Annotated in this window: 12 protein-coding genes and 1 tRNA gene; 10 read left to right on the top strand and 3 right to left on the bottom strand. The window is 39.2% G+C overall.

Going from position 1 to position 12,811, the window contains the following annotated elements; genetic code table 11:
• Positions 1-11 precede the first annotated feature (11 nt).
• Positions 12-551 carry a helix-turn-helix domain-containing protein gene (locus RHS_RS00055; protein WP_027294180.1) on the bottom strand — a complete coding sequence of 180 codons (540 nt, stop codon included), beginning with the start codon at positions 549-551 and terminating at the stop codon, positions 12-14.
• Between the two features lie 199 nt (positions 552-750).
• Here RHS_RS00055 and RHS_RS00050 point away from each other — a divergent pair, with 199 nt between their 5' ends.
• The gene (locus RHS_RS00050; RefSeq protein WP_027294179.1) at positions 751-1,806 is read left to right on the top strand and encodes a lactonase family protein; all 1,056 of its coding nucleotides are present in this window, start codon (positions 751-753) and stop codon (positions 1,804-1,806) included.
• Positions 1,807-1,850: 44 nt separating this feature from the next.
• On the opposite strand, the gene aroC is transcribed toward RHS_RS00050, so the two are convergent.
• Positions 1,851-2,954 carry a chorismate synthase gene (aroC, locus tag RHS_RS00045; protein ID WP_027294178.1) on the bottom strand — a complete coding sequence of 368 codons (1,104 nt, stop codon included), beginning with the start codon at positions 2,952-2,954 and terminating at the stop codon, positions 1,851-1,853.
• A 302-nt stretch (positions 2,955-3,256) separates the two neighbouring features.
• On the opposite strand from aroC, the gene RHS_RS00040 reads away from it, so the two are divergent.
• Positions 3,257-4,198: a magnesium transporter CorA family protein gene (locus RHS_RS00040; protein WP_027294177.1), complete on the top strand. Its 942-nt coding sequence runs from the start codon at positions 3,257-3,259 to the stop codon at positions 4,196-4,198.
• Positions 4,199-4,213: 15 nt separating this feature from the next.
• Positions 4,214-5,047, top strand: a complete 834-nt coding sequence (locus RHS_RS00035) for a hypothetical protein (protein WP_027294176.1) — start codon at positions 4,214-4,216, stop codon at positions 5,045-5,047.
• Here RHS_RS00035 and RHS_RS29775 read toward each other — a convergent pair.
• Entirely contained in the window at positions 5,013-5,156 is a 144-nt protein-coding gene (locus RHS_RS29775; protein ID WP_395020957.1) for a DUF6783 domain-containing protein, read from the bottom strand. The two genes, RHS_RS00035 and RHS_RS29775, sit on opposite strands and share 35 nt — an antisense overlap.
• Positions 5,157-5,171: 15 nt before the next feature.
• On the opposite strand from RHS_RS29775, the gene RHS_RS29770 reads away from it, so the two are divergent.
• From RHS_RS29770 to RHS_RS00010, 7 genes are all read left to right on the top strand, one after another.
• Positions 5,172-5,270, top strand: a complete 99-nt coding sequence (locus RHS_RS29770; protein ID WP_394910369.1) for a hypothetical protein — start codon at positions 5,172-5,174, stop codon at positions 5,268-5,270.
• A complete protein-coding gene (gene pyk, locus RHS_RS00030; RefSeq protein WP_027294175.1) occupies positions 5,267-6,703 on the top strand; it encodes a pyruvate kinase in 1,437 nt (478 codons plus the stop codon). The genes RHS_RS29770 and pyk overlap by 4 nt, the downstream gene beginning before the upstream one ends.
• 34 nt (positions 6,704-6,737) lie before the next feature.
• Positions 6,738-6,827 (top strand): hypothetical protein, encoded by a 90-nt coding sequence (locus tag RHS_RS29765; protein WP_377143895.1) that lies wholly within the window; start codon positions 6,738-6,740, stop codon positions 6,825-6,827.
• Positions 6,820-8,703, top strand: coding sequence for an LTA synthase family protein (locus RHS_RS00025; protein ID WP_395020955.1), 1,884 nt, complete (start codon positions 6,820-6,822; stop codon positions 8,701-8,703). Before RHS_RS29765 ends, RHS_RS00025 begins: the two co-directional genes overlap by 8 nt.
• A 55-nt stretch (positions 8,704-8,758) precedes the next feature.
• The gene (locus tag RHS_RS00020) at positions 8,759-10,738 is read left to right on the top strand and encodes an LTA synthase family protein (RefSeq protein ID WP_395020847.1); all 1,980 of its coding nucleotides are present in this window, start codon (positions 8,759-8,761) and stop codon (positions 10,736-10,738) included.
• Positions 10,739-10,828: 90 nt separating this feature from the next.
• Entirely contained in the window at positions 10,829-12,103 is a 1,275-nt protein-coding gene (locus RHS_RS00015; protein WP_047832028.1) for a diaminopimelate decarboxylase, read from the top strand.
• 211 nt (positions 12,104-12,314) lie between these two features.
• Positions 12,315-12,397: transfer RNA gene (locus RHS_RS00010), tRNA-Leu, on the top strand.
• Positions 12,398-12,811 lie beyond the last annotated feature (414 nt).

Here is a 12,811-nt window from a genome sequence, read left to right as displayed (position 1 = left end):
TACCTCCTGATTTAAAAGCTGGGCGGAGAGCTGACCCAGATCAGGACAGCACTGCTTTTCCCTGTATTTTTAATATAATGTCTTTGGCTTGGATTAAAATAAAAAGATTCTCCCTTTTTTACCTTATAAATACGTTTACCAATATACAGTGTAATATTCCCCTGTAATATATATCCAAATTCTTCCCCCTCATGGGGATTGTCCGGATAAGTGCTTCCGCCGGGTTCTAAAGTCAGGCGGATAGGCTCCATAATGTTTTTCTGCGCGTTGGGAATGATCCATTCAATTTTATTGAAAAATTCAGAGTCAACCTTCTGAAAATAGTCTGTATCATGAAATACGACCTGTTCTTCCGTCGTTTCACAGAAAAATTCATTCAGATTGGTTCCCAGACACTGGAGTATATCCACCAGAGTGGCGATGGACGGAGAAGTCAGATCCCGTTCCAGCTGGGAAATAAAACCTTTGGAAAGTTCAGCTCTGCCAGCCAGTTCTTCCTGGGTCAGACCCTTGGCAATACGCAGTTCTTTTAGCTTTTGTCCGATAACCATTTTCCTACCTCTCAACTAATAGTATAAATAAACATAAAGTTTAGCAATTGTAAACAGAAACAATATAGCATAGAATGATCGGAATGTCACGCACTATTTGCTAAATTTTTCTTCTGATTTCTATTAACAAATAGATAAGTTTATGGTAAGATATAAGAAATTAATGAGACATAAGTTTTTAGCTAAGGAGGATAAGATAATGAGCAAGAGTAAATACGTTGCTTATGTAGGTACATATACACATGGAAGCAGTGTTGGTATTCATATTTATGATTTAGATATTGAAGAGGGGACAATGAGTGAGCGGAATGTGGTTTCAGTTAATAACGCTTCCCATATTACGAAATCTCCAAACGGACAATATCTGTATTCCATAGCAGATGAAGGTGTTGAAGTATTAAAAATATTCCCCAATGGAGATTTAGAGCCCATAAACCAGGTAGATATCGATGGGATGAGAGGCTGTTTTCTTTCTACGGATCTGGATGGTAAGTTTTTATTTGTGGGCGGATACCATGACGGTAAAGTCAGCGTTGTACGGATTCACCAGGATGGCCGTCTTGGAAGTGTAGTGGACGGTATTTTCCATAAAGGCCTTGGAAGTGTTGCTGAACGTAACTTCAGACCCCATATCAGCTGTGTAATGCCAACACCGGACGGAAAATATCTCTGTGTCGTAGACAACGGAATTGACCATATAAAGCTTTATACCGTGAACCCCACCTCCGGAAAATTAAAATTATATGATATCTTAAGATGTGAGCTGGAGTCAGGTCCCAGGATCATACGTTTCAGCAAGGATGGAAAATATGCATATGTTATCTGTGAACTCAGCAATGAAATTAACGTATATACCTATGACGGCGCAGGTAAGTCCCCTCAATTTGAGCTGATTCAGACAGTACGCACACCAATGGACCAGAAAGAAGGCGGTTGTGCAGCTTCGGGCCTGAAGATTGCTCCAAGTGGAAAATACCTGTATTGTTCTTCGGCAGGAGACAATAGTGCCGGAGTATTCCGCATCAATCAGGAAAACGGAATGTTAGAAGAGGTCTGCATTTTACCAATCAGCGGGGATTATCCAAAAGATATCGATGTGTTCCCGGATGAAAAGACATTAGTTGTCCTTAACCATGAAAGCAATGAAATTCGCTTCTTTACCATCGATTATGAAAAAGGACTATTAATAATGAAGGGCAAACCGGTCAAAGTTGAAACGCCAAATTGCATTTTGATTTCAAAAGTAGAAGAGTAAATTCATTAAAGACAGCCGCAGGTTTGTGCGGCTGTCTTTTCTTGTTACCTGTGAAAAAATCTGATCAGATGGTCCATCTGGGAAGTCATGCTGGCAAATAACATATCCAGCAACGTGATAGCCGTCATGGATTCCACCACAACCACAGCACGGGGGACGATCACCGGATCATGTCTTCCTTTTACCTTGATCTGTATGCTTCTGCCATCTTTTGTTATGGTAGACTGTTCCTTTTTAATAGATGGTGTAGGCTTAATGCCTACCCGCAGGAGAATATCGCTGCCATCACTGATTCCTCCCATTATTCCTCCAGAGTGATTCGTGAGTTTTACTTTATGCCCCTCTGAAGAAAGTGTATACTGGTCATTATTTTCGCTGCCAAGAGCCTGTGATACGGCAATGCCGTCACCAATTTCAAAAGATTTAACGGCACCTATGGATAGAAGCGCTTTTCCCAGGTTCGCATTTAATTTTTCGAAAACCGGATCGCCAACGCCCGGTATCATATTTTTTACAATGCATTCAATCATGCCGCCGGAAGAATCTCCATGCTGCATACATTCCTCTAAAAATGCCCCAGCACGCTGAGCAGCTTCGGCATCTGGCATATATAGTGGATTTTGGGAAATAATACTACGGTCAAAATTATTATTATCTATTTTGACAGGACCGATGGATCTGGTGTAAGTCAGAAGCTGTACACCCAGAAGATCCAGTATTTTAATTGCAATGGCACCGCCGGCTACACGCCCGATGGTTTCCCTTCCGGATGAACGTCCGCCTCCGCGGTAGTCCCGGAATCCATATTTCGTGTCATAAGTCAGATCTGCATGCCCCGGTCTGTAGTAATCAGCGATTTCTCCATAATCAGAAGAACGCTGTGTTTTATTATAAACAATCATGGAAATCGGAGTCCCTGTTGTTTTTCCCTCAAAAACACCGGAGAGGATTTCTACCGCATCGTCTTCTTTACGGGGAGTAGAATATTTACTTTGTCCGGGTTTTCTTCGGTCCAGATTTTTTTGAATATCCTCCTCGCAAAGAGCCAGCCCTGCCGGACAGCCGTCTACCACAACTCCGATGCCTTTTCCGTGGGATTCTCCCCAGGTCGTTATTTTAAATTGATTGCCAAATGTTGATCCTGCCATAATATCCTCCTTGTACAATATGCTTCAGCCATTCTTTATTGCCTCTTACTAGTATACCTAATTGTTAAAATATTGTAAAGAGATGAAAAAAATGATGGCTTCGATTGACAAATAGTTTTTTAGTCTTTATAATGTCCTTTAGTTGCAAGATATTTTGGAGAAAGAAAGGAAGTGTGATTCCATGGAGGGTGGTCCTAGTCCTAGGGAAAATAATAGCGAAGTTCATATAGAAAAATACGCATAGGACAGGCCTTCGGAAGATTATCCTGTTCTATGGATAATTGAAAGGAGATTATGGAGTCATGATCAAAATTTTTAGGACAATTGATGGTGCAATTCATCAGGTAAATGAAGCACAGGAGGGTTGCTGGATTGCTCTGGTAGACCCAACAGCAACAGAAATATTAGACATCGCAAATGAATACAATATTGAGGTAGATGACCTGCGGGCACCTCTGGATGAAGAAGAACGGTCCAGAATTGAAGTAGAAGATAACTATACGATGATACTGGTGGATATCCCTGTCATTGAGGAACGTAATGACAAAGACTGGTACGGAACAATTCCAATGTCTATTATCGTAACAGATGAAATCATTTTTACCGTATGCCTGGAGGATACGCCGGTGCTTTCCGCTTTTATGGACGGCAGGGTACGGAATTTCTTTACCTATAAGAAAACCCGATTCATATTACAGATTCTGTATAAGAACGCTACCATGTTCCTGCATTATCTGCGTATCATTGATAAGAAAAGTGAAGTCGTGGAGAAAAAACTTCATCTGTCCACGAAAAATCAGGAGCTGATTGAACTGCTGGAACTGGAAAAGAGTCTGGTGTATTTTACAACTTCACTTAGGTCGAATGAAGTTGTCCTTGAGAAACTGCTGAAAACCGAAGGTATTAAACATTATCCGGAAGATACCGAACTTCTGGAAGATGTTATTATTGAGAATAAGCAGGCAATTGAAATGGCAAATATCTACAGCGGTATTTTAAGCGGTATGATGGATGCATTTGCATCGGTTATCTCCAACAATCTGAATATTGTAATGAAATTTTTAGCAACTGTGACCATTGTAATGTCTATTCCGACCATGATCTTCAGTGCTTATGGTATGAATGTGAATTCCAGCGGTATGCCATTTTCCGGCAGTCCCTATGGTTTCGCACTGGTTATTTTGTTTTCATTAATTTTAAGTCTTGTTGTAGCTTTGATTTTTTCAAAAAAGAATTTATTTTAAAGAAAGGTAGTATAAATGGACTTTATAAATAAACTGGAACGTAAATTTGGCAGGTACGGTATCCGTAATTTATCCTTATACCTTATCATCTGCTACATCCTGGGTTACACTTTTAATGTTTTTCAGCCGAATATCATGAGTTTTTTAACGCTGGAACCTTACTACATTCTCAGAGGTCAGATCTGGCGTATAGTTACCTGGATATTAGTGCCGCCGGAATCACTTAGCATATTTACGGTTATCATGTTGTTCTTTTATTACTCTTTGGGTACTTCTCTGGAAAATACCTGGGGTGCTTTCCGTTATACGCTTTATATTCTTGCCGGTCTTCTATTTACGGATATAGGAGCATTTATTCTGTATTTTGTACTGGGCGGCGGTAAACTGTTTGGTCCTATTTTCAGTACTTATTACATTAATATGTCAATTTTCCTTGCATTTGCTTTATGTTATCCCAATATGCAGGTGTTATTGTATTTTGTTATACCGATTAAAATCAAGTGGATGGGAATTTTATATGGAGTATTTATCCTGTTTTCCTTCTTTAAATCCTCTTGGCCGATTAAAGTTGCAATTATTGCTTCCTTAATGAACTTCATTATTTTCTTCCTTGGAACAAGAGATTTCAGGAGAGTTTCTCCGGGTGAAATAAGGCGGAAAAAGAAGTTTAAGCAGGAAACAAGACAGTCTTCAGGCGGTCTTACAAAACATAAATGTGCAATATGCGGCAGGACAGAACTGGACGGAGAAGATCTGGAATTTCGTTTCTGTTCCAAATGTGACGGCAATTATGAATACTGTCAGGATCATCTGTTCACACATGAACATGTGAAAAAGCACCACCGCTAGAGTGTGTCTGAAAATTGCTTTCTGACAGCCGCGCGTCACAGTTTGAGGGATATTTGTCCCGAATGAAGGGCGCGCAGCGGACTGCGTAACCTGAATTCGGGGCAAATATGCCGTAAAGTGGGGCGTGCAGATGGCGGGAATGAATTTTAAAACACGCTCTGGAACTCAGGTTTTCTATGAAAATAAGAATATATCTCAAACAACATCAGGAGGCGCATTATGAAAAAAACGAAAATTATATGTACAATGGGACCAAATACAAACAACAGGGAATTGCTTAGTGATCTGGTAAATAACGGTATGGATGTTGCACGTTTTAATTTTTCCCATGGTGATCATGAAGAACATCTGGGCAGAATCCAATTAGTTAAAGATGTCCGTACAGAACTTGGAATTCCGGTGGCTATGCTTTTAGATACGAAAGGTCCGGAAATCCGTACCGGAGTATTAAAAGACCATAAAAAAGTACAGTTAAAAGAAGCCGAAGAGTTTACTCTGGTAATGGAAGAAATCGAAGGCGATGATAAGAGATGTTCCATTACTTATCCGGAACTTACAAAGGATGTTAAAAAAGGCGATTTTATTTTAATTGATGACGGCTTAATTGAACTCGTTGTTAAGAAAGTCTCAGAAAGAGAAATTGAATGCGTTGTTGTAAACGGCGGTGAACTTGGTGAGCGTAAAGGAGTCAATGTACCAAATGTCAGCGTAAACCTTCCTGGTGTGACAGATAAAGATAAAGAAGATATTTTATTTGGAATTGAGCAGGACTTTGATTTTATTGCAGCATCGTTTGTACGTAATGCCCAGTGTATCCGTGATATCAAAAAGCTTTTAAAAGATAATCACGGCGAACATATCAATGTTATAGCTAAGATTGAAAATGCCGAAGGCATCGCAAACATAGATGAAATCATTGACGTGGCTGACGGAATCATGGTAGCAAGAGGTGATCTTGGTGTTGAAATACCTGCTGATGAAGTTCCATACATTCAGAAAAAGATTATTAACAAATGTAATGAACATTACAAACCGGTTATTACTGCAACCCAGATGCTGGATTCTATGATCCGTAACCCTCGTCCAACCAGAGCAGAAGCGGGAGATGTGGCAAATGCGGTATATGACGGCAGCGATGCGATCATGCTTTCCGGAGAGACAGCAATGGGCAAATATCCTTTAGAAGCATTGAAGATGATGGTGAAAATTGCTGAAACTACGGAATTACATCTGGATTATAAAATGCTTGTTAAGAACAGTAAAAGCAGAAGAAAGAAAAATATTTCCAGCGCAGTTGGATTTGCTACCGTATCTACTGCACGTAACCTGGACGCAGCCTGTATTGTAATCCCGACTATTTCCGGACAGACAGCGAGATTAATCTCTAATTTCAGACCGGAAATGCCAATATATGCTATTTCACCTAATGAATGTACCGTACGCAGAATGCAGCTGTATTGGGGCGTTTATCCGATGAAGGGAAATAATGAAAATACGACAGAGCATATTATTTCCAGCCCGATGGTTACATTACGTCAGAAAAATCTCGTAAATAAAGGGGATCTGGTAATATTTACGGCAGGTGATCCTGCTACCAATGTTGTTACCGGCGAGGGTGCAATAACGAACATGATGCATGTATTACAAGCAAAATAGATTGGATTGTTGAGATGAAAAAAATATTTACTGAATCAAAATTACGAATTGTCATGGCTTCTGCCGTGACAATTATTCTTATTATATTAACTATACTGGCAGTGAACGGCGATGGGATGCATAGCGGCAAACTGGTGCTTTCACTGCTTTTATCTGTTGCAGCAGGTGTTTTAATCGCTTTAAAATTTAAGCTGCCAAAACCCCTGGGAATCGCAGCACTTATTTTAATTCCCATTCTGGCTCTGTGTACGATGGAATTTTACACCCATGTACCATGGGATCTGACCGTATTAATATTTATCCTGAACCTTATGTTTTACTATCTGCTGTACGCAATCGGCACTTTTTTACTGGGTTCCACAAGATGGGGATATATACTTGCTACGGCAGTACCAATGTTTTTCGGGGTTGCCAACTACTTTGTTGTAAGCTTTCGTTCTTCGCCCATCGTACCATGGGATTTTATGTCGCTTGGCACAGCGATAACAATTACAGATAATTATACTTTTACCTTTTCTTATCGTTTAGTATTTGTACTTATTGGTTTTATCTATTTAATGATTATTGGCGAAAAGACTGTTTTTTCAGTTAAAAATATAAAAGTTCGTTTAATAGCCCTGATTCTATCTGTTATTCTTATGACAGGTTATGTAACTGAAGTAAAAACGGACACTGTAAAAGATATGTTCGGGTTGGATGATATTTTATTTACTCCCAATGTATTGTATCGTAACAATGGCTTTATGGTGGCGTTCCTGGCAAATCTGCGCTATCTGGATATAGACAAGCCCGAAGGCTATTCACCGGAAGAAGTAACAAAAGTAGAGCAGGAAATCGAAAAGGAAAAGACATCCTCTGTCAATGCTTCTGCGAACGAGACAAAAAAGCAAAAAAAACCGAATATCGTCGTGATCATGAATGAAGCATTTACAGACCTGGCTTACCGCGGTGATTTTGAGACAAATGAAGATTATATGCCATTTATCCGTTCCATGAAAGAAAACACCATCAAAGCGGACATGTTCGTATCTGTAAAGGGGGGTAATACCGCCAATACCGAATTTGAATTTTTGACAGGCGATTCTATGGCATTCCTTCCAACCGGAAGTGTCGCATACCAGCAATATGTAAAAGGATCCATGCCAACGCTGGCAAGTTATCTGAAAGGTATGGGGTATGGTACCACCGCTATCCATCCTTATTATGCAACCGGATGGAGCAGAGATAAGGTGTATGACTATTTTGGTTTTGATCAATTCTATTCCCAGGATGATTTTGAAAACCCGGAAACAATCCGTGGCTATGTCAGTGACAAATCAGCATTTGATAAAATCATTGAAACTTATGAAAATAAGACCCCCGGAGAGCCAATGTTTACCTTCGAAGTTACTATGCAGAACCATGGCGGTTATAGTAAAGAGTACCCCGGATTTGAGCCATCTATAGAATTAACACAGATTCCGGAAGAGGAGAAGACCTTAAGTGTTATCTCTACGGAACGTTACCTTACTTTGGTAAAAGAAACAGATCAGGCTTTTGAAGAGTTAATTAATTATTTCAGCAATGTAGATGAAGATACCATTGTGGTAATGTTTGGCGATCATCAGCCATCTGATTATATCGCTAATGCGATCCTGCGTCTGAATAATACTGACCAGGAATCCTCCATTGAAGAATTTCAGAATGGATATAAAGTTCCAATGATTATGTGGGCTAATTATGATATTGAGGAGCAGGATATTAATCAAATCAGTGTAAATTACTTAAGTGGACTGTTAATGGAACAGGCAGGACTTCCCCTGACCGACTACCAGACCTATTTGCAGTCACTGCGTAAAACACTCCCTGTTATTACGGCAAACATTTATATTGACAAAGATGGTCAGTTTTATGAATATTCTGATGAAGCTTATAAAGATCAGTTAAACCAGTATTCTATATTACAATATAATCACTTATGTGATAATAAAAACCGGGTAGATAAATTTTTCGGAGGTTAATACCGGGGAATTTATCTGTTTCGGATACAGAAGATATTTCGGGGAGTTATGACAAATGAAAAATATAATTACGAAATCAAAAATAAGAATAGGTATATCCATTTTAGTAACCTGTACACTTATATTACTTTCCAGTTTGGCGGCAATGCACAGTAAAGGGCATGCCGTCAAGCTGGTTCTTTGTATTATGATATCTTTGGCAGCCGGGGCTTTGATAAGCCTGAACGTTCAATTTCCAAAGTTCCTGAGCATATTATTCTTAATAATGATTCCATTTTTTTCTTTAATCGGAATCGAATCTTTCACCCATGAGATAACTGATATTAAGAAAATTGTTATTTTGCTTAATTTAGTATTTTATTATCTGTTGTATGCAATTTGTAGTTCTCTGTTAAACTCTATAAAATGGGGATATGTACTTGCAACTTTAATTCCACTAATTTTTGGTGTAATAAATTTCTTTGTGATTCAATTTCGCTCCTCACCATTAATGCCTTGGGATTTTCTGGCAGCAAGGACGGCACTTTCTATCACAGATAATTATTCTTTTACCTTTGATTATAGATTTGTATTCCTAATCTTTGGTTTTGCCTATCTTATGATCTGTGCTGAAAAAATTCAGGTAAAAATCAAGAACCTTCGAATCCGACTGGCGGTCCTCCTTTTTTCATCTATTTGTATGGCAGGATATGTCACTGTTGTAAAATCTGAGCGAACTACAGAAGTATTTAAGCTATATCATACTTTATTCGCCCCAAAACGGATCTATATGAGAAATGGCTTTGCTGTTGCATTCATTACCAACTTTCGATATCTACATATACAAAAGCCAGAAGATTACACCCCAAAAGAAGCAGAAGAAATTATGTCTGAATCAAAGGTGCAGGTGGCTTCTGCAGCTAGTACAAATAAAAAAACTTCAAAAGATAAGCCCAATATTATCGTAATAATGAATGAAGCCTTTTCAGATCTGTCTGTCCGTGGAAAATTTGAAACCAACGAGGACTACATGCCTTTCATCCACTCCCTGACAGAAAATACCATTAAATCTGATATGTTTGTTTCAGTAAAAGGTGGAAATACCGCAAATACAGAATATGAGTTTCTGACAAGTGATACTATGGCATTTTTACCCAGCGGAAGTGTGGCATACCAACAGTTTGTACGCCACCCCATGCCCGCACTGCCAAACTATTTAAAAAGTCTGGGCTATAAAACAACTGCCATCCATCCGTACAATTCAAAGGGGTGGAACCGGGAAAATGTATATTCCTATTTTGGATTTGATACATATTTTTCAAAAACAGATTTCAAAAAACCAAAGAAAATCCGTGACTATATCAGTGACGAGTCAGCATTTCAGAAAATTATTGAAATCTATGAAAACAAGGCAAAGGATGATAGAATATTTACCTTCGAAGTAACCATGCAAAATCATGGTGGCTATGATAAAGAGTTTCCGGGGTTTGAACCAACCATTACCCTATCACAATATGCCGATAAGAAGAAATCCGATAATGTGCGGGCGGCGGAACAGTATCTGACATTAATTAAGGAATCGGATAAAGCTTTTCAAGAACTCACCGATTACTTTAAAAAAGAATCGGAACCTACCATAATCGTAATGTTTGGAGACCATCAGCCCGCTGATAATGTGGCAAAACCTATTCTGAAACTGAATCATATCAATCAGGATGCTTCTGTGGAAGAATACCAGAACGGTTATATCGTACCTATGGTTATGTGGGCAAATTATAAGCTGGAGAATCAGGATATCCCTATGATAAGTCCAAACTATCTCAGTGGATTACTCCTTTCCAATGCCGGGCTGCCTTTAACTGATTATCAATCTTATTTAGAAGATCTTCGAAAGACAATACCTGTTATAACTGCAAATGTATATATTGATAAAGATGGAAACTATCACCAGTATTCCGAAGATTCTTTTAAAGAACAGCTAAACCAGTACTCTATTTTACAATATAATCATCTAAGTGATTATAAAAACCGTGTGAATGACTTTTTTGGCGGTTAAGTATTGACAAATAAAAATGTGCATATTATAGTTGACCCGAAGACTACATCTGATGCGAAATCAGCAAATAAGCATAAGAGGAGAAGCATTATGAAGAAAGAAACTTTTGTAACAAAAGAACAGCTGGAAGAAATAGTAAATAAATATCCTACACCATTTCATCTCTATGATGAAAAAGGAATACGGGAAAATGTAAAAGCTTTGAAAGAAGCCTTTTCCTGGAATAAGGGTTATAAAGAATATTTTGCCATAAAAGCAACACCAAATCCATTTCTGATCAATATCTTACAGGAGTATGGCTGCGGCTGTGACTGTTCTTCCAAGACAGAGCTTATGTTGGCGAAAGCAATCGGCGCAACCGGCGATGATATTATGTTTTCTTCCAACGACACGCCAATGGAAGAATTTCAATATGCACATGAACTGAATGCTATTATTAATCTGGACGATATTACACATATCGAATTTCTGGAAAAAGCGATTGGAACGCTGCCTAAGAAAATCAGCTGCCGCTATAATCCGGGCGGTTTATTCAAAATCAGCAATGATATTATGGATAATCCCGGAGATGCCAAATACGGCATGACAGCAGAACAGATCAAAGAGGCTTTTAAAATATTAAAGAGCAAAGGGGTGGAGGAGTTTGGAATCCATGCATTCCTTGCAAGTAATACGGTAACAAACGATTATTATCCAATGCTTGCTAAAGTATTATTCGAAACAGCCGTAGAGATTCAAAAAGAAACCGGTGCCCATGTAACATTTATCAATCTATCCGGAGGAATCGGAATACCTTACCGCCCGGATCAGGAATCAAATGATATCCGTGCTATTGGAGAAGGTGTTCGAAAAGTATATGAAGAAGTGCTTATTCCTGCCAATATGGGTGATATTGCCATTTATACGGAGCTTGGAAGGTTTATGATGGGACCTTACGGATGTCTGGTTACCAGGGCGATTCATGAAAAACATACCCATAAAGAATATATCGGGGTAGATGCATGCGCTGTCAATCTGATGCGCCCGGCAATGTACGGCGCTTATCATCATATTACCGTCATGGGCAAAGAAAACAAGATTTGTGACCACAAGTATGACATAACAGGATCTCTGTGTGAAAATAATGATAAGTTCGCAATTGACAGAATGCTGCCTGAAATTGAAAAAGGTGACCTTCTGGTAATTCACGATACCGGAGCACATGGTTTTTCCATGGGATATAACTATAATGGTAAACTGAAATCTGCTGAAATACTCTTAAAAGAAGATGGAAGCACCGCTTTAATCCGCCGCGCGGAAACTCCACAAGATTACTTTGCTACATTTGATTGTTTTGATCTATATAACAAGTTAGTAGAAGAGTAGTATTTGGCCACAGCTGCCTGATCTCATTGCATTCTGCCTCATAAAGGATTGGTGTGTTTTTAATACATCCGATCCCTTATGGGGCAGTTTCCATTCAGAAAAGTTCTTATTGTCGATAAATTAGGAAAAATAAAAAAAATTCAAAAAATGCTTGCATAATTTGGTATCTTATGTTAGAATTATTTTCGTTGAGAGGAACACATCAACTTAAGCCGGCGTGTCGGAATGGCAGACGAGGCAGACTCAAAATCTGTTGTGGGCAACCACGTATGGGTTCAAGTCCCATTGCCGGCAGTAATATCAGTACTTTTGAAAAGCACCTGTATATGGTGTCTTTTTTTTGCTTGAAATCATGATCTTATACATAGTATATTAGAGCAGATAATTATAGCTTAAATTTGGGTTTTGCTGAGGAAGGGGACGCTTTGTAGATGTAGGTAGTGTACGGAAAGAGAAGGGGGCGGACCAGGACATTGGTTTGGAAGGCTTACCGCAGAACTGGCATTTTCTAACCTTCCCGGAGCACTTTTTGGCGGCACGCGGGCATTCGCTCCGAAATCCTGATGCATTTCGCAGCTCACTGCCCGCTTAGTATCCGATGGGAGCCAGTCGAATACTATCCGCCAAAAAGCACTTCGGGAAGGTAAGTAAATGCTCAGCTCTGCTATACGCCTTCMAAAACCAATGTCCTGGTCCGCCCCCTTCTCT

Source organism: Robinsoniella sp. RHS (genome assembly GCF_001029355.1).
GTDB classification, from domain to species: domain Bacteria; phylum Bacillota; class Clostridia; order Lachnospirales; family Lachnospiraceae; genus Robinsoniella; species Robinsoniella peoriensis.
This window is presented reverse-complemented; position numbering and strand designations above follow the sequence as displayed.

What these genes read in the sequence shown, in the direction of transcription:
- RHS_RS00035 (WP_027294176.1), top strand. Translation starts at nt 4,214, where the DNA reads ATGGACTTTATAAATAAACTGGAACGTAAATTTGGCAGGTACGGTATC.
- RHS_RS00055 (WP_027294180.1), bottom strand. Translation starts at nt 551, where the DNA reads ATGGTTATCGGACAAAAGCTAAAAGAACTGCGTATTGCCAAGGGTCTG.
- RHS_RS00025 (WP_395020955.1), top strand. Translation starts at nt 6,820, where the DNA reads ATGCATAGCGGCAAACTGGTGCTTTCACTGCTTTTATCTGTTGCAGCA.
- RHS_RS00015 (WP_047832028.1), top strand. Translation starts at nt 10,829, where the DNA reads ATGAAGAAAGAAACTTTTGTAACAAAAGAACAGCTGGAAGAAATAGTA.
- aroC (WP_027294178.1), bottom strand. Translation starts at nt 2,954, where the DNA reads ATGGCAGGATCAACATTTGGCAATCAATTTAAAATAACGACCTGGGGA.
- RHS_RS00040 (WP_027294177.1), top strand. Translation starts at nt 3,257, where the DNA reads ATGATCAAAATTTTTAGGACAATTGATGGTGCAATTCATCAGGTAAAT.
- RHS_RS00050 (WP_027294179.1), top strand. Translation starts at nt 751, where the DNA reads ATGAGCAAGAGTAAATACGTTGCTTATGTAGGTACATATACACATGGA.
- RHS_RS00020 (WP_395020847.1), top strand. Translation starts at nt 8,759, where the DNA reads ATGAAAAATATAATTACGAAATCAAAAATAAGAATAGGTATATCCATT.
- pyk (WP_027294175.1), top strand. Translation starts at nt 5,267, where the DNA reads ATGAAAAAAACGAAAATTATATGTACAATGGGACCAAATACAAACAAC.